We start from the raw sequence: 16,628 nt of genomic DNA on the forward strand, positions 1-16,628 counted from the left end.
GAACTGCTCGTTCGACATGATCTGAAGGCCCGGCCGGGCCAGCTCGGCGCGCATGATCAGCGCCATCACGCCACCGATCAGGAAGAACGCGAACGCGGTGACCAAATAGAGCGTGCCGATCGTCTTGTGATCGGTGCTGGTGAGCCACTGCACGGCTCTGGTGTCTCGGATCCTCTTCACGCCCCGCCTGTGTCCGCGCCCGGCCCGCGGGTCACACTCGGGGGACGCGAGGAGCATCACGGAAGAAGGGTGTGACGATCCGGGCGGTGCCGGACACGAACCGAGCATGAGCAACGACGAGATCTTCGCCGCTGCCTATCGCGAGCACTACTGGGCGGTCAGCCGCTATGTCGCGCGGCGGCTTCAGGGGCGGACCGACGAGGTGGAGGAAGTGGTGGCGGAGGTGTTCACGGTCGCCTGGCGGCGCCGGGCCGACCTGCCGGCCGCGCCGCTGCCCTGGCTGTACGGGGTGGCCCGGAACTGCCTGGCCAACGCGGTACGCGGCTACGGGCGCCGGCGCCGGCTGGTGGACCGGCTGGGCAACGACGAGGCCGCGCACGGTCGGCACGTCGCGGCCGGTCCCGACGCGGAGGCGCCGGGCGCCTGGGTGCACGAGGCCCTCGACCGGCTGTCCCCGGCCGACCAGGAGGTACTGCGCCTCGCCGCCTGGGAGGAACTCGGCGCCGAGGAGATCGCGGTCGCCCTCGGCTGCGGCCGCCGCGCGGCCACCATGCGCCTCCACCGCGCCCGCCACCGCCTACGCACAGAGATAGCCCGCCTACATCCTGCGGCACCGCCGCCAGAAGCGCTGCCCGAACCGCGCCTACGGCCCGCGCCACCGCCACCCGAGCCGCACCTCGCGCCCGGGACGCATTCGCTCGCCTCGCTGCCCGAGCCACGCCTGCGGCCTGCGTCACCGCCACCCGAGCCGCACCCACGGTCCGGGGCGGCGTCGCTCGCCTCGCCACCCGAGCAGTCGTCCGGCGACGGCCCAGGGCCGACCGGCCCGGCCCCGACGAGGCCATCGACGCCCGCCGGCGAGGCCGGTCCGGGGCGGCGTTCGGCAGAGTCCGTCCGTCCCGAGGCCCGGGCGCCCGCCGGTGAGGCCGGTTCGGGGCGGCGGTTGGTCGAATCCGCCCGTCCCCAGCCCCCGGCGCCCGCCGGTGAGGCCGGTTCGGGGCGGCGCTGGACAGAGTCCGCTCGTCCCGGGGCCCCGACGCCTGTCGGCGGGACCGGTTCGGGGCAGCGGTCGGCCGAGCCGGCCCGGCCGCAGGCCCTGACGTCCGCCGGTGAGGCAGGTTCGGGGCGGCGGTTGGTCGAATCCGCCCGTCCCCAGCCCCCGGCGCCCGCCGGTGAGGCCGGTTCGGGGCGGCGCTGGACAGAGTCCGCTCGTCCCGGGGCCCCGACGCCTGTCGGCGGGACCGGTTCGGGGCAGCGGTCGGTCGAGCCGGCCCGGCCGCAGGCCCTGACGTCCGCCGGTGAGGCAGGTTCGGGGCGGCGTTCGGCAGAGTCCGTCCGTCCCGCGGCCCCGGCGCCCGCCCACGAGGCCGGTCGTGGCCGGCCATCCTCCTACCCCGCGCCCACCACTGACGCATGCCTGTGCGAGGACCCCCGACATGCCTGACGAACTCGAACTTCTCCGGCGCGCCAACCCGGTTCCGGACGACGGGCCGTACTTCGGTGACGGGCCGCTGGACCAGCGTGCCGAGTGGCGGCTGGAGCGGCTGTTGCATCAGCCCCGCCCGACGCGCCGCGTCCCCCGCGCCCGGCTGCTGTGGGGCCTCGCCGCCACGGGCGTCGTACTGGCAACCGCGTTCGCCGCGCTGCTCGGCGGGCCGAACACGCAGCCCGCTGTCGCCGCGCCCCGGCCGCTGACCGTCCGCGCCGACTCCGCACCCGTACCGCTGACACAGCTGGCCGAGCTGGCCGCGACCGCTGCCGTCGACGGCTCGCCGCGCCTGCGCAAGGGCACGCACGTGCAGTCGTGGAGCCTGAGCATGACCGACGGCAAACCGCCCGTCACCCTGCCCGAGGAGCGCGTCGTGCGCTGGCGCGCGGACGACAGCCACACCGAGCTGGTCGTGGCGACCGACCCGCGCCGTCCGGGGCGCCCGGTGCTCACCGACGAGGGCGGCGACCCCCGCGTGGTGGCCGACGGCCACGTGCTCAGCCGGGCCACCTACCCGCCGAGCTGGAGCGACGCCCCGCCCGAGGCGCCGCCGCCGCACAGCCCGGCCGCCCTGCGCGCCTACCTCGCCGAGACCGTCCGCACCGACTCCCTGGGCACGCCCCAGCTCCTCGACGCGGTAGCGGAGCTGCTCGACCACTGGACGCTGGGCGCTCGCGAGTCCGCGGCCCTGGTCCGGGTCCTCGCGGACGCCAAGGGGCTACGGCCCGTGGGGCAGGTGACCGACCGCCTCGGCCGCCCCGGGCAGGCGTACGTGTACGAGGGCGAGGGCGGCCGGCGCATGCTGATCCTCGACCCGCGCACCGGCACCGTCCTCGGCCTGGAGACCACCTTCACCCGGGACGCCCCCGAATACGGCGTCGAGGCCGGGGACGTCATGGACTACAGCGCCTGGATGCGCTGACCGGTGCCGCCCCCGCGCTGCCTGCCGCTGGACCCCGTGCCCCCGTGCCGCCCTGCCGCCCGGCGCGTGACCGAGAGTGCGTACGACCTCCGGAACCCGCTCGGCCTCCTTCCGTTCCCGCCGTACCCGGTCGTGGGCCTACTCGTCCCAGGCCTGGATGATCAGCTGATCGGCGATCTTGCCGTCCCGCAGGGTGACCATCGACTCGGCGAGGACCCGGGTGCCGTCCCCGTACTCGCAGGACTCGCTGTAGGCGACGTGGTCGCCCTGGACGACGCACTGATCCAGCCTGTGCGTCATGTCGCGGCTGTAGACGTCGTCCAGCAGCTCGGCGATCTGGCTTCGGCCGTGCAGGACCGTGGGGTGACTGGGCTGGTTGTTGCGGTCGACGATGCGGATCTCCGCGTCGTCCGCGTACAGCGACAGCAGGTTGTTACCGGTGTTGCCCTCGATGGCCCGGCGCAGTGTCTCGGTGTCGAAAGCGGACCCCGTCGCGGTGCCCATGGTGACCTCCTTCAGGCGCCCGTGCGGTCCGGCCAGGAGCGGGCCGCACGGGCCCATCTCCGAGACTCCTCCGCCCCGGCGGCCCCGGCAAGCCCAGCCGGCCCGCTCCACCTCCCGGGTGAGCGCGGCCCGCCGCCCGTGTCCGCCCGGGGCCTGTCGCCGTTGCTGAAGGCATGATCTCAACACGACGTATCGCCGCCGCCGTCGGTCTGGCCGCCGGGATCGCCGGCCTCGCCGTACCGCAGGCGAACGCGGCCGGCTCCGGCGCACCGCTCGTCGGGAAGCTGGGCGCGCTGAGCACGCTGGACTCGCTCGCCGTCAGTGACATCCCGGCGGAGCAGAGGGGCCGGGTGCCGCGGGTCACCGAACAGTTGCAGGAGCTGAAGCATCTCCAGGAGCTGAACCAGCTGAACCAGGTGGAGCAGGTCCTCGCGCCCGCCGCGCCCCTGCTCGGCCTGGCCGGCGCCATCCACTGATCCCGCCCCGTGGCACGAGGGCCGTCCCGCCGGGGCGGCCCTCACCGCTGCCCGGGCCGCCGGGCGACGCCCCGCGCGTGTCCGGAAAGATCCACGATCCCCCTCGTGGCCGGTCACGGTACCGAGCGGTCGCGCGTAGTGTCGGCGGTGAAGGAAAACGAAGGAAGGGAAACCAGATCATGGCGCAGGAAGTCCGCGGGGTGATCGCACCGGGCAAGGACGAGCCCGTACGGGTGGAGACGATCGTGGTGCCGGACCCGGGGCCCGGCGAAGCCGTCGTACACGTCCAGGCCTGCGGGGTCTGTCACACCGATCTGCACTACAAGCAGGGTGGCATCTCGGACGAGTTCCCCTTCCTGCTCGGCCATGAGGCCGCCGGTGTCGTGGAGTCGGTCGGCGAGGGCGTCACCGACGTGGCGCCCGGTGACTTCGTCGTCCTCAACTGGCGTGCGGTGTGCGGGCAGTGCCGGGCCTGTCTGCGCGGCCGGCCCTGGTACTGCTTCAACACCCACAACGCGCGGCAGAAGATGACCCTCGCCGCGACCGGCCAGGAGCTGTCCCCGGCCCTGGGGATCGGCGCCTTCGCCGAGAAGACGCTCGTGGCGGCCGGCCAGTGCACCAAGGTCGACCCGGCCGTCTCCCCGGCGGTCGCGGGCCTCCTCGGCTGCGGGGTGATGGCCGGTATCGGAGCCGCGATCAACACCGGCAACGTCGGCCGCGGCGACGCGGTCGCCGTGATCGGCTGCGGCGGTGTCGGCGACGCGGCCATCGCCGGGTCGAACCTGGCCGGCGCTGCCAAGATCATCGCGGTGGACATCGACGACCGCAAGCTGGAGAAGGCCCGCACGCTGGGCGCCACGCACACCGTCAACTCCAAGGAGACCGACCCGGTCGAGGCGATCCGCGAGCTGACCGGCGGCTTCGGCGCCGATGTCGTCATCGAGGCCGTCGGCCGCCCGGAGACGTACCAGCAGGCCTTCTACGCCCGCGACCTCGCCGGCACCGTCGTCCTCGTCGGCGTCCCCACTCCCGAGATGAAGCTCGAACTGCCCCTGCTGGACGTCTTCGGCCGTGGCGGCGCCCTCAAGTCCTCCTGGTACGGCGACTGCCTGCCCAGCCGGGACTTCCCCATGCTGATCGACCTCCATCTGCAAGGCCGCCTGCCGCTCGACGCGTTCGTCACCGAGACGATCCAACTGGACCAGGTGGAGCAGGCGTTCGAGCGGATGCACCACGGTGACGTGCTGCGGTCGGTGGTGGAGCTCTGATGACCGTACGCATCGAACGCCTCGTCACCTCAGGGCAGTTCACCCTCGACGGCGGCACCTGGGACGTCGAGAACAACGTGTGGATCATCGGCGACGAGCGCGAGGTGATCGTCATCGACGCCGCCCACGACGCCGAGGCCATCGCCCGCGCCGTCGACGACCGCCGCCTGACCGCCATCGTGTGCACACACGCCCACAACGACCACATCAACGCGGCACCGGAACTCGCCGACCTCACCGGCGCCACCATCTGGCTGCACCCCGACGACCTGGCGCTGTGGAAGCAGACCCACCCCCACCGCGACCCCGACCGGCATCTCCTCGACGGCCAGGTCATCGAGGCCGCCGGCGCCGACCTCACCGTCCTGCACACCCCCGGACACGCCCCCGGCGCCGTCTGCCTGTACGACCCCGGCCTCGGCACCGTGTTCACGGGCGACACCCTCTTCAAGGGCGGCCCCGGAGCCACCGGACGCTCCTACTCCCACTTCCCGACCATCATCGACTCCCTCCGCGACCGCCTCCTCACCCTCCCGCCGGAGACGAAGGTCCTCACCGGGCACGGGGACGGCACCACCATCGGCGACGAGGCACCGCACCTGGAGGAGTGGATCCGACGCGGCCACTGAAGCCCGGATTCCCTCCTGGGCCATCTCCTAGGATCACGATCATGACCTCGAACACGCTCGTGACCCTCCATGACACCCGCGTCCTGCGCTGCGCCCCCGACGGTCCCGCGCTGGACGGCGAGAGCGCGGCGCTCGACCTGGTCGGCGACGCGTTCGGCCAGGACGCCCAGGTGGTCGTGGTACCCGTGCAGCGGATGGCGGACGAGTTCTTCCGGCTGCGGTCCGGTGTCGCGGGCGCCGTCGTCCAGAAGTTCGTCACCTACCGGCTGCGGCTCGCCGTCCTCGGCGACATATCGGCCCACGTCGCCGCGAGCGACGCGTTGCGGGACTTCGTGTACGAGTCCAACCGCGGCAACCAGTTGTGGTTCGTCGCGGACGAGGAAGAACTCGACACCCGCCTGCGCGCGTAAAACCCGACAGGAGATGTCCGGCTTCTTGGGGACAGTGGACGACGAGAGCAGTCGTACCGCACAGGAGGCCGGACATGTCAGGACCGCTGGAAGGCAAGGTGGCGCTGGTCGCCGGGGCGACCCGGGGCGCCGGACGGGGCATCGCCGTCGAACTCGGCGCGGCCGGCGCCACCGTCTACGTCACCGGCCGCAGCACCCGCGCCCACCGCTCGGAGTACGACCGCCCCGAGACCATCGAGGACACCGCCGACCTCGTCACCGCGGCCGGCGGACAGGGGATCGCCGTAGCCGCCGACCACCTCGACAAGACCGCCGTACGGGACCTGGTGGACCGCGTCGCGGACGAGCGGGGCCGCCTCGACGTCCTCGTCAACGACATCTGGGGCGGCGAGAACCTCTTCGAGTGGGACACCCCCGTGTGGGAGCACGACCTCGACAACGGGCTCCGGCTGCTCCGCCTCGCGGTCGAGACACACGCCATCACCAGCCACCACGCCCTGCCGCTGCTGCTGCGCCGGCCCGGCGGCCTGGTCGTGGAGGTCACCGACGGCACCGCCGACTACAACCGCGACACCTACCGGGTGAACTTCTTCTACGACCTCGCCAAGGCGTCCGTCCTGCGCATGGCCTTCGCCCTCGGCCACGAACTCGGCCCGCGCGGCGCCACCGCCGTCGCCCTCACCCCGGGCTGGATGCGCTCCGAGCACATGCTCGACGCGTACGGCGTCCGCGAGGAGAACTGGCGGGACGCCCTGGCGCGCGAACCCCACTTCGCCATCTCCGAGACCCCCCGCTTCACCGGCCGGGCCGTCGCCGCCCTGGCCGCCGACCCCGACGTGGCCCGGTTCAACGGCCAGTCGCTCTCCAGCGGGGGCCTCGCCCGGGTGTACGGCTTCACCGACCTCGACGGCAGCCGGCCGGACGCCTGGCGGTACCTGGTCGAGGTGCAGGACGCGGGCAAGCCGGCGGACGTCACCGGATACCGCTGAAACCGGGCGCCGAACCGGTGAAACGGCGCCCGGAGAGCCGTACCGTCGGCCCATGACTGATCCGACCCGCTTCGCAGGACACGGAGTTCTCGTCACGGGCGGCGCCCGTGGCATCGGTGCCGCCGTGGCCCGGCGGCTCGCCGAGGAGGGCGGCCGGGTGCTGGTCACCGACCGGGACCTGCCCGAGGCCGAGCGGACCGCCTCCGCCCTGCGCCGACAGGGCCTCGCCGCCGAGGCGTTCGCCTGTGACGTCGCCGACCGCGCCGCCGTCGAAGCGGCCGTCGCCCGAGCCGTCGCCGCGTTCGGCTCGCTCGACGTGCTGGTCAACAGCGCCGCCCACTGCACCCCGGACACCCCGCTCTTCGAGGGCGACCCCGACGAGGCCTGGGCACGCGACCTCGACATCACCCTCACCGGCGCCTACCGCTGCTGCCGCGCCGCCCTGCCGCACCTCGCCGCCTCCGGACGCGGGGCGATCGTCAGCATCGGCTCCGTCAACGGCCTGCACGACTTCGGCAACCACGGCTACAGCGCCGCCAAGGCCGGCCTCGGCTCGCTCACCCGGACCCTCGCCGGGCACGCGGCGCCCCGGGGCGTGCGGGTCAACCTGGTGGTGCCGGGCACGGTCCGCACCTCGGCGTGGGAAGGGCGCGACGACGAACTCGACGCCGTCCGCCCCCTGTACCCGCTCGGCCGGGTCGGCGAGCCGGAGGACGTCGCCGCCGCCGTCGCCTTCCTCGCCTCGCGCGACGCCGCCTGGATCACCGGGACCTCCCTCGTGGTCGACGGCGGCCTCACCGCCGTCAACACCGGCTTCCGCGCGGCCGTCCGGCACACCTCCTGACCCTCAGCCCGAGGCCGCCGCCAGCACCTGGAGCACCCTGTCGGTGTCCGCGGCCGTGGTCCGCCAGTTGCTGAACGCCGCGCGCAGCCCGGGCACCCCGCCGTACACCGTCGGCGTCACATACGCCTCCCCGGATGCGGCGACCGCCCGGGCCAGTGCCGCCACCCGCTCCGGCGACGGGTCCGCGGCGAGGGTGAAGCAGACGACGTTGAGCCGGACCGGAGCCAGCAGGGTGAGGCCCGGCAGCGCGTCGACGCCGGCGCCGAGCCGGCGGGCCAGCGCCACGTTCCGCTCCACGACCTCCCGGTGCCCCTCCCGCCCGTACGCCACCAGCGAGAACCAGGCCGGCAGGGCCCGCAGCCGACGCGAGTTCTCCGGGGTCAGATGCAGGAAGTCGGGGTCGCCGTCAGGGATGCCCAGATACGGCGAGTCGTTGTGGAACACCGCCACCTGAAGATCGCGCCGCCGGGTGAACTGGACGGCCGCGTCATACGGCACGTTCAGCCACTTGTGCAGGTCCACGCAGACCGAGTCGGCCGCGTCGAGCCCGTCGACCAGCACGGCGTGCTCCGGGGAGAGCGCGGCGAAGGCACCGAACGCCGCGTCCACGTGCAGCCAGAAGTCGTACCGCTCCTTCAGCGCCGCGATGGCCCGCAGATCGTCGAAGTCGACGGTGTTCACGGTGCCCGCGTTCGCCACGACGATCACCGGCCGGCCGTCGGCCCCGGCCAGCTCGGCCTCCAGCGCGGTCACGTCGACGGCCTCCCGGTTGCCGGGCAGCAGCGGTAGGCGCCGCAGTCGGTCCCGGCCCAGGCCCAGGACCGACATCGCCTTCGTGACGCTGGAGTGCGGGCTGCCCGAGAGCACGTCGAGCGGCCCCAGCGCGGCGGCGCCCGCCCGGGAGACGTCCACGCCCAGCCGCTCGCCGGCCCACTCCCGGCCGATCGCCAGACCGACCGTGTTCGACATGGTCGCGCCGGTCACGAACGCCCCGCTGTGCGCCTCGCTCAGCCCGAACAGCTCGCGCAGCCAGGACACGGTCTCCCGCTCCAGTTCCTGCGCCCAGGAACCGCCCGCACCGGACAGGTTCTGGTCGAACGCGGAGGTCAGCCAGTCACCGGCGACCGCCGCGGGTGTGGCGCCGCCGGTGACGAAGCCGAGATAGCGGGGGCCGGCGGAGCCGGAGAAACCGGGTGCCCACCGCTCGGCGAACCGGGCGAGGGCGCCGTCACCGCTCGCGCCCTCGCCCGGGAGCGGGGCCCGCCCGGGCACCGGCCCGGCCGCCGCGACCGGCCGTTCGGCCAGCCCCGCCACCTCCCGGACGGCGAGATCACGGGCGGCCTGGAGGAGTTCGGGAAGCCGGGAGAGGTCGTCGGCGAGAGCAGGGTGCATGCGCCGCAGCGTAGACCGGGACGAGTGCCGCACACCCGGTCCACTTCGCGACCGCTGGACCTCACCCGCGCGGTGACCGCCGTACCCCACTTGGCGGAAGTTCACCGTTTCGTCACAGCCTGACCGGAACCACAACCATGTCCCGCCCGGCCGGGTCTAGTAGTCCGACACCGCGGGAATCGCGCTGGAGAGCACCGGGGAGGCCCGGGCGAACGAAACGCACGAAAAGGGGAAGGGGAAGAGGCCGCCATGGGGGTCATAGGCAGAAGAGGTGCGGTCGCGCTGGGCGTCACGGGACTGGTGGCGCCGCTCGCGCTCGCCCTCACCGCGACGCCGGCCCAGGCCGCGAGCTGCACCACGCGGACGGGGCCGTACCAGAAGCAGGTGGAGAAGTTCCTGGGCCGGCCGGTCGACGGCAAGCAGTCCGCCGCCGACTGCAAGGCCATCCAGGCCTTCCAGGCCAAGCACGGCATCACGCCCCAAATCGGCTACGCCGGTCCCGTCACCTGGGGCGTGATGGACCTGATGAACAAGCAGAAGGCCGTCGGTAACAAGCCGAACAAGGACGGCAAGTGCCCGGTGAACAAGGGCCGCATCGCGTGCGTGAACCTCACGCTCCAGCTCAGCTGGATCCAGGACGGCAGCCGGCTCGTCTACGGCCCGGTGCCGGTGCGCACCGGACGCGACGGCTACGAGACCCGCACCGGCCTGAAGAAGATCTACTGGCGGGACATCGACCACGTCTCCACCATCTACAACGTGCCGATGCCCTACAGCCAGTTCTTCGACGGCGGCCAGGCCTTCCACTCGGTCGGCCTGAGCATGTGGAACCCGCCCGGTTCCCACGGCTGCGTCAACATGACCACCACGGACGCCAAGAAGTACTGGTCGCTCCTGAAGAACGGTGACGACGTCTACGTCTACGGCCGCAAGCCCGGCACCTGAGCCCGCCGAGACCCGTCACGCCTCCGGTGCGTCCCCGAAGTCGGGGATCTCCAACCGGACGCCGCCCTGCCGTGCCGACTCGTGCGCGATGACGCCCGGCAGGGTGTAGCGGGCGGCCACCCACGCGTTCACCGGCGGCAGCGTCCGCGTGGTGACGGCGGTGACGAAGTCGTCCACCAGGAAGTGGTGGCTGCCCTCGTGCCCGTTGTGCAGGTGGTCGAACACCCGTGGCAGCCGTGACCGGTCGTGCACCGGCGCCGAGCCGGAGGTGAAGGCCGCCCGCAGCTCCGGCGCGATGTGCGCCAGCGACGGGTCGTCAGCGGCCAGCGTCCGCTTCGGCTCCAGCAGCAGGCTGATGTCCTTGACCCCGTTCTTGTCCTGCCACAGCGCCACCGTCGCCAGCTGCTCCATGCTGGCCTCCGTCCCGAAGAACCGGAACCGGGACTCACGGATGTGCGAGGGGTAGCCGACCCGCCGGAACTCGTTCGTACGGAACGATCCGCCGCCCGCCACCTCGAACAGAGCGGTCGCGTTGGACACGTCGTTGTCGAACTGACTGACCGAACGATCGAATACGCCGTCCCCGCGCTCGTCGCGCACACCGATCGCCGACACGCTCACCGCGTGCGTCTGCCAGGCCCCGAGCACCCCGCCCACCGAGTGCGTCGGGTACAGCAGCGGGGGATAGCTGGCGGTCGCCTTCCAGTTCTCGCCGCCGCTGTACTGGTAGGCCTCGTAGAACCCGAGGTCCATGTCGTGGACGTAGTCGCCCTCGGCGTAGAACAGCCGGCCGAAGGCGCCCGCCGCGATCTGGTTGCGGGCGTGCACGGTCGCCGGGTTGTACTGGCTGGTCTCACCCATCATGTACGTCAGCCCGGTGGCCCGGACCGCGTCGATGATCGCGGCGATCTCCTCCACGGTGATCGCCATGGGGACCGCCGAGTACACGTGCTTGCCCGCGGCCAGTCCCTGGAGGACCAGCGGGCCGTGGGTCCAGCGCTGGGTGAAGACCGCGACCGCGTCGACCGCCGGCGCCTCCAGCATCGCCTCGTACGACGGGAACGTGCCCGCGAGCCCCTGCGCGGCGACGAGCCGCTCGGCCCGCTCGGGCAGCAGGTCGGTGACATAGACGTCACCGACGCCGGGATGGGCCTGGAAGAGGGTGGCGAACTGCCCGGAGAACTGTCCGGCGCCGACGATGCCGAGGGAGAAAGTCATACGGATTACTTTCGCTACGGAATAATTCACTCGTCAAGAGGTGCGTTCAAAGGTCAGCTCGCTCGCTGAGGCGCGTCTCGCCGCAGTAAGCTGGGCGGCATTGCTTCTGAACCGAAAGAAAAGGAGAGGTCGGCTTCCATGACCAGCTGGCTGCCGCTCAGCCCCGCGGAGCGCTCCGTGGCGATCGAGGTGCTCGTGCACGGCCCGCTGTCCCGCACCGAGCTGGCCCGCCGGCTGCACCTCTCCCAGGGCAGCCTCACCCGGCTGACCAAACCCCTCATCGAGTCCGGGCTGCTGGTGGAGGCCGCCGAGACGGGCGGGGCGGGCGAGAGTCGTCAGGGCCGCCCGTCGCAGCCCCTCGACATCGTCGCCGAGTCCCGCTCCTTCCTCGGATTCAAGATCACCGCCGATACGGTCTACGGCGTCGTCACCACCCTGCGCAGTGAGGTCACCGACCGGCTGGACCGCCCGCTGACCACGCACGACCCGGAGGCCGTCGCCGCTCTGCTCGCGGAGATGACCACCGAACTGGCCGGACGCCACCCCGCCCCGGCGGGCATCGGCATCGGCGTGGGCGGGCGGGTGCGGGAGCGCACGGTGGTCGGCGAGTCGGCCTTTCTCGGCTGGCGGGACGTGCCTCTCGGCACGCTCGTCCGGGAGCGCACCGGGCTGCCGGTCGTCGTGGAGAACGACGTGGCCGCCCTGGTGGAGGCCGAGACCTGGTTCGGCGCGGGCCGGGGACTCGACCGCTTCGCCGTCCTGACCATCGGCGCCGGCATCGGCTACGGGCTGGTGCTCGGCGGCAGACGGGTGCCGTATGACGAGGAGGACCGCGGCTTCGGCCGGCACTGGATCATCGACCCGTACGGCCCGCTCACCCCCGAGGGTGCCCGTGGCAGCGCCGTGTCGTTGCTCACCATCCCCAGCATCCGCTACCAGATCCGCGCCGCCACCGGCCGGGACGTCGGCTACGAGGAGATCCTCGCCGGTGCCGCCGCGGGCGAGCCCATGTCCTTCCGGGTCGTCGACGAGGCCGCCCGCGCCCTCGGCACCCTCGTCGCGCAGATCGCCAACTTCGCCATGCCGCAGAAGATCCTGCTCGCCGGAGAGGGCGTCGGTCTGATGGACGTGGCGGGGAACACGGTCCGCGACACCATCCGCGCCCACCGGCACCCGCTGGCCGCCCCGGTGGACCTGGAGACGAAGGTGTCCGACTTCCACGACTGGGCGCGCGGCGCCGCCGTACTGGCCATCCAGGTGCTGGTGCTCGGCGGGACCGGGGAATGAGCCGGGGCGGGGGGAGAGTCGGGGAGTGGGTGAACTCCCGCTTCCGGTTGACACATTGACGTGATGAGCAACACGGTCTGAAATGTCCGTATCGCGGCTACTTACTCACAGCGCCTTCACCTCGGTCAGCATATGCTTCACAGCATGTCCACCACTGTTGAAGCCGTCTCCGAGCGATCGGCCGCGGAGGTCAACGAGGAGATCCGGGCCCTGTGGCGCCGGTCGGGCGGGACACTGACCACCGAGCAGCGCGCGGAGTACCAGCGCCTCGTGATGGAGTGGGCCGCCGCGGCCCCGCGGCCGCACCGGGCGGCCTGACCGACCCCGCGCACACCGCGCCGAACCGTCCGGGGCACCCGTGAACGCACGGGTGCCCTTCACGTCGTACCCCCGGCCCTTCCGGTCTGCCCCGGCCCACGCGTCGTACCCCGGCCCTCCCGTCAGCCCCACGTCGTCGAGTAGTACCGCTGATACGCCTTGCGGTCCTGCTCGGCCCGGATGTACCGGGTCGCCACCAGCGCGATCAGACTGCCCGCGATGACCAGCAGCCCCGGCCCGATGTTCCGGGTGTCCGTCAGCCGCGCCAGCAGCGTGCTGCCCTCCGACGCGCCCGTGACCGGCGCCGAGGAACCCGGCGAGGCCGCGCTCGGGGCCATCGCGCCCTGGGACGCGGCGGCCGACGGGGCGGGGGAGGGGGTGCCGCCCGGGGCGCCGCCCGCGTCCTGAGTCGACACGATCAGCCGGACGCCGAGCGTCGTCAGCGCCTTGGTCACCGGCTGGAAGAACGTCGTCCCGCCCGCCGTGCAGTCGCCGTTCCCGCCCGAGGTGACGCCGAGCGCGATGCCCTCGGAGAACAACGGGCCGCCGCTGTCGCCCGGTTCGGCGCACACGGTGGTCTCGATCAGACCGGTGACCGTCCCCTCCGGGTAGTTGACGGTCGCGTTCAGCGCCGTGACCTGACCGTCGCGCAGACCGCTCGTGCTGCCGCTGCGGAACACCCGCTGCCCGACCGCCGGATCGGCGGCCCCCGTGATCCGCACGCCCTTGCCGCCGCCGATCGCGACGACGTCCGCGCCCTCACCGGCCTTGCCACCGGCGTACTGCACGAGCGAGAAGTCACTGCCCGGGAAGGAACTGTTCACGGTCCTGCCGAGCTGCCGGTCACCCTGGTTGTCGGCGAACCACGTGGACCCGGCGGGCCCGCAGTGCCCGGCGGTGAGGATGAAGTCGGACTGCCCGTTGGTGACATTGAACCCGGCCGAGCAGCGACCGCCCGTCGACAGGATCGGCTGCGCGCCGTTCAGCCGCGTGGTGAACGTGCCCTTCGTCCGCTCCATGCGCACGAAGCTGCCGATCCCCGTGGCGACCCGGGTCAGCCGGGACCAGTCCCCGGCGGACACCGTGCGGTCCGCCCGCACCACGACCCGGTTGGTCCGGTAGTCCACCGCCCACGCCGTGCCCGGCACCCGGGGAGCCGAACGCAGCGTCGCCGTCGCCGACTTCAGCTCGTTCATGCTGTGCGACACGACCTTCGCCTCCGCCCCGGCCCGCCGCACCTCCCGCGCCGCCGACTCGTCGGTCACCGCCACGACCGTACGCCCGTCGGCGCCGATCCAGTTGCCCGCCGTACGGGCGGTGCCGAGCCGCGCCACCAGCGCGGCACCGGAGTCGCCCGCGGCGGCGAGCGGTCTGGCGGAGGCGGGCGGTGTCTCGCTCGCCATGGCCGCCTGGGCGACCATCGCGCCCCCCAGGAGGAGACCGCCGACCGCCGCCAGCCGTGTCACTCGCCGGACGACCCGTCGTCGTGCGTGCCGCATGCATGGCTCCCGAAGCCGAACCCGAACGCGCGCTGCCCGTACCGGCACCGCGTGGCCCCCGGATCGTCGAGGGCCCGCTCCTCCATACGGGGGCCGGGGCCACGGCGTTCACCGGCGGCGGTGAACTCCCGTACGCGGTTCAGTTCTTCCGGGCCACCCCGCCGAACATGGCGACCTCCTCCGGCTCGGTCCCGTCACCGTCCTCCGGGCGCCACCGCGAGCAGGAGACCACGCCCGGCTCCAGCAGCTCCAGGCCGTCGAAGAACCGGGCCACGTCCTCGGGCGTGCGCTGGGTGAGCTTCGGAGTGCCGTGCTCGTTCCAGAACTTCACCGCCTCGTCCACGTCCGGCATCGACGGGCTGGTGACGGTGTGCGACAGCACCAGGTGGCTGCCCGACGGCAACCGGTCCGTCAACTGCCGTACCAGGCCGTACGGGTCCTCGTCGTCGCCGATGAAGATGACCACGCCGAGCAGCATCAGCGCCACCGGCTGACTGAAGTCCAGCGTCTTCGCCGCGTGTTCGAGAATCGCGTCGACGTTGCGCAGGTCCTCGTCCAGATAGTCGGTACGGCCCTCGGGCGTGCTGGTCAGCAGGGCACGCGCGTGCGCGAGGACCAGCGGGTCGTTGTCGACGTACACGATCCGGGACTCCGGCGCGATCCGCTGCGCCACCTCGTGCGTGTTGTCGGCGGTGGGCAGCCCGGTGCCGATGTCCAGGAACTGCCGGATGCCCACGTCCCGGACCAGATGGCGCACCGCGCGGCCCAGGAAGAGCCGGTCGGCGCGCGCGTACTCACCGATGCCCGGGTGCAGTTGGCGGATCTGGTCGCCGGCCGCCCGGTCGACCTCGTAGTTGTCCTTGCCGCCGAGCCAGTAGTTCCAGATCCGGGCGGTGTGCGGCTGGCCGGTGTTGATACGGGCGCGCAGCGACACGGCCACGTCGTTGGTGGCTGCCGGGTTGTCGGTCACGTGGGTCAGCTCCTGGATGCCTGTTGGGATGCCGGACGGGGTGTCCGGTGTGGTGCCGGACGGGGTGTCCGGCGGGACGCCTGACGAGAAGTACACCGTGCAAGACGCAATCTAGACGCCCGAGTTGATCTCCGCCGCCCGGCCCGGGTTTTCCCGGGCCGGAGCGAGCCGGGCCCAGCTGAGCGCGTCGCCCCACACCGACTCCGCCGCCACGTACGACCGCAGGCACGCGGTCAGCTCCGGGTCACCCGTGCCGGCCAGCTCGTCGGAGGCGATCTTGCGGGCGATCCCGGCCAGGAAGTCGGCGATCTGCACCCGGGCGTCGTCCCGCGAGTCGACCAGCCGCAGCCCGTGGAGCGCGATCCCGTCCCGCCGGGCGGACTGCACGATCCGGGCGATCCGCCCCGGCGTCAGCGCGTTCTGCCGGTCGTGCACGAGGACGACCGGCCGGCCGTCGGCGCTCCAGTGCGCGGCCGTGTGCCGGATCGCCGGGAACAGCGGATTGAGCACCGGGAAGAGGGCCGGTGCCGCCCGCATCCGGGTCCGGTAGGCGTCCGCCCGTTGCCGGTGCGCGGCGAGCCGGCGCAGGATTCCGGCGGCACCGGACCCGGGGGCGGCCCGGATGAGCCCGTCGACGGTGGTGAAGAAGGCGTCTTCGGGTGGGCAGGGGACTTTCCCCGAAGGCAACGCCTCCCCGCCCCTGTCCCGCGATCCGTCCGGACGGACCCGCAGCAGGGCGTTCGCGGCCACCAGGAACTCCCGCCAGGCGTCGGCCCCGAAGACCTCCGGCCCCTGCCGGTACAGGGAAACGGCGTCCGTCGGGTCCGCGAGCAGCAGGCCGACGACCCGGTCCACCACGAGGAACGCCTTCTCCGTCAGATGCACATGGGCCCGCCCGTGGATCGGCCCGCCGGCGGCCAGCAGCCACACCAGGACCGTCCGGTGCTTCTCGCGCAGGAGATGGTTGGCCTTGTACTCCTCGGCGGGCGAACGGATCCGGTGCCGGACCTCCCGCACGCACTCCGCGGCGACGTCCACCGGCAGGGCCACGCTCGCGTGCGCGAACACGTCCGTGTTCCCGCCGAGCAGGTTCTCCCCGTCCGACCCCGACTCGTCGCAGGCCACCTCCCGGACGCGGCCCTCCGCCGCGTCCGACCGCTCCCGCGTCCCGCCGACTCCGTCTCCACCCACGTCACAGCCCTTCGTCGCGAGCCTCACGACCAGCATCTCGCATGGCACCGCGTACCGGTCGGGCGGACCGGACTCGCTGTGCCTCGCCCGGCGCGGG

General features: G+C 72.8%; 16 protein-coding genes and 2 pseudogenes. 11 read left to right on the forward strand and 7 right to left on the reverse strand.

The window, feature by feature from the left end:
- A pseudogene (locus tag ACZ4WH_RS27655) lies at positions 1–237 on the reverse strand (aa3-type cytochrome oxidase subunit I); the annotation flags it as partial.
- 49 nt (positions 238–286) lie between these two features.
- On the opposite strand from ACZ4WH_RS27655, the pseudogene ACZ4WH_RS27660 reads away from it, so the two are divergent.
- Positions 287–790 (forward strand): annotated as a pseudogene (locus ACZ4WH_RS27660) (RNA polymerase sigma factor); the annotation flags it as partial.
- An 826-nt stretch (positions 791–1,616) separates the two neighbouring features.
- Positions 1,617–2,591 (forward strand): CU044_5270 family protein, encoded by a 975-nt coding sequence (locus tag ACZ4WH_RS27665; protein ID WP_468185356.1) that lies wholly within the window; start codon positions 1,617–1,619, stop codon positions 2,589–2,591.
- A 138-nt stretch (positions 2,592–2,729) separates the two neighbouring features.
- Here ACZ4WH_RS27665 and ACZ4WH_RS27670 read toward each other — a convergent pair whose 3' ends face one another.
- A complete protein-coding gene (locus tag ACZ4WH_RS27670) occupies positions 2,730–3,095 on the reverse strand; it encodes a nuclear transport factor 2 family protein (RefSeq protein ID WP_468185358.1) in 366 nt (121 codons plus the stop codon).
- Positions 3,096–3,268: 173 nt separating this feature from the next.
- Between ACZ4WH_RS27670 and ACZ4WH_RS27675 the strand changes: the two genes are divergently transcribed.
- From ACZ4WH_RS27675 to ACZ4WH_RS27700, 6 genes are all read left to right on the forward strand, one after another.
- Entirely contained in the window at positions 3,269–3,571 is a 303-nt protein-coding gene (locus tag ACZ4WH_RS27675) for a hypothetical protein (RefSeq protein WP_468185359.1), read from the forward strand.
- 179 nt (positions 3,572–3,750) lie between these two features.
- Positions 3,751–4,839, forward strand: a complete 1,089-nt coding sequence (locus ACZ4WH_RS27680; protein WP_468185360.1) for an S-(hydroxymethyl)mycothiol dehydrogenase — start codon at positions 3,751–3,753, stop codon at positions 4,837–4,839.
- Positions 4,839–5,468 carry an MBL fold metallo-hydrolase gene (locus ACZ4WH_RS27685; RefSeq protein WP_468185363.1) on the forward strand — a complete coding sequence of 210 codons (630 nt, stop codon included), beginning with the start codon at positions 4,839–4,841 and terminating at the stop codon, positions 5,466–5,468. The genes ACZ4WH_RS27680 and ACZ4WH_RS27685 overlap by 1 nt, the downstream gene beginning before the upstream one ends.
- Positions 5,469–5,509: 41 nt before the next feature.
- A complete protein-coding gene (locus tag ACZ4WH_RS27690; RefSeq protein WP_468185366.1) occupies positions 5,510–5,878 on the forward strand; it encodes a DUF4180 domain-containing protein in 369 nt (122 codons plus the stop codon).
- 74 nt (positions 5,879–5,952) lie between these two features.
- Positions 5,953–6,867 carry an SDR family oxidoreductase gene (locus ACZ4WH_RS27695; protein ID WP_468185369.1) on the forward strand — a complete coding sequence of 305 codons (915 nt, stop codon included), beginning with the start codon at positions 5,953–5,955 and terminating at the stop codon, positions 6,865–6,867.
- A gap of 52 nt (positions 6,868–6,919) precedes the next feature.
- The gene (locus ACZ4WH_RS27700) at positions 6,920–7,711 is read left to right on the forward strand and encodes an SDR family NAD(P)-dependent oxidoreductase (RefSeq protein WP_468185371.1); all 792 of its coding nucleotides are present in this window, start codon (positions 6,920–6,922) and stop codon (positions 7,709–7,711) included.
- Positions 7,712–7,714: 3 nt separating this feature from the next.
- Here the strand turns inward: ACZ4WH_RS27700 and ACZ4WH_RS27705 are convergent, their stop codons facing one another.
- Positions 7,715–9,103: a pyridoxal phosphate-dependent decarboxylase family protein gene (locus ACZ4WH_RS27705; RefSeq protein ID WP_468185373.1), complete on the reverse strand. Its 1,389-nt coding sequence runs from the start codon at positions 9,101–9,103 to the stop codon at positions 7,715–7,717.
- Positions 9,104–9,352: 249 nt separating this feature from the next.
- Between ACZ4WH_RS27705 and ACZ4WH_RS27710 the strand changes: the two genes are divergently transcribed.
- Positions 9,353–10,048, forward strand: a complete 696-nt coding sequence (locus ACZ4WH_RS27710) for a L,D-transpeptidase family protein (RefSeq protein ID WP_468185375.1) — start codon at positions 9,353–9,355, stop codon at positions 10,046–10,048.
- A gap of 15 nt (positions 10,049–10,063) precedes the next feature.
- Here the strand turns inward: ACZ4WH_RS27710 and ACZ4WH_RS27715 are convergent, their stop codons facing one another.
- Positions 10,064–11,266, reverse strand: a complete 1,203-nt coding sequence (locus ACZ4WH_RS27715; protein ID WP_468185377.1) for a Gfo/Idh/MocA family protein — start codon at positions 11,264–11,266, stop codon at positions 10,064–10,066.
- Positions 11,267–11,404: 138 nt separating this feature from the next.
- Here ACZ4WH_RS27715 and ACZ4WH_RS27720 point away from each other — a divergent pair, with 138 nt between their 5' ends.
- Both ACZ4WH_RS27720 and ACZ4WH_RS27725 read left to right on the forward strand, forming a co-directional pair.
- The gene (locus tag ACZ4WH_RS27720) at positions 11,405–12,553 is read left to right on the forward strand and encodes an ROK family protein (RefSeq protein WP_468185380.1); all 1,149 of its coding nucleotides are present in this window, start codon (positions 11,405–11,407) and stop codon (positions 12,551–12,553) included.
- Positions 12,554–12,685: 132 nt separating this feature from the next.
- The gene (locus tag ACZ4WH_RS27725; RefSeq protein ID WP_171150422.1) at positions 12,686–12,871 is read left to right on the forward strand and encodes a hypothetical protein; all 186 of its coding nucleotides are present in this window, start codon (positions 12,686–12,688) and stop codon (positions 12,869–12,871) included.
- 122 nt (positions 12,872–12,993) lie between these two features.
- On the opposite strand, the gene ACZ4WH_RS27730 is transcribed toward ACZ4WH_RS27725, so the two are convergent.
- From ACZ4WH_RS27730 to ACZ4WH_RS27740, 3 genes are all read right to left on the reverse strand, one after another.
- The gene (locus ACZ4WH_RS27730) at positions 12,994–14,370 is read right to left on the reverse strand and encodes a S1 family peptidase (RefSeq protein ID WP_468185382.1); all 1,377 of its coding nucleotides are present in this window, start codon (positions 14,368–14,370) and stop codon (positions 12,994–12,996) included.
- Positions 14,371–14,509: 139 nt separating this feature from the next.
- The gene (locus ACZ4WH_RS27735) at positions 14,510–15,340 is read right to left on the reverse strand and encodes an SAM-dependent methyltransferase (RefSeq protein ID WP_468185510.1); all 831 of its coding nucleotides are present in this window, start codon (positions 15,338–15,340) and stop codon (positions 14,510–14,512) included.
- 111 nt (positions 15,341–15,451) lie between these two features.
- Positions 15,452–16,465 (reverse strand): hypothetical protein, encoded by a 1,014-nt coding sequence (locus tag ACZ4WH_RS27740; RefSeq protein WP_468185512.1) that lies wholly within the window; start codon positions 16,463–16,465, stop codon positions 15,452–15,454.
- Positions 16,466–16,628 lie beyond the last annotated feature (163 nt).

It is taken from the genome of Streptomyces sp. NPDC029138 (assembly GCF_055564375.1).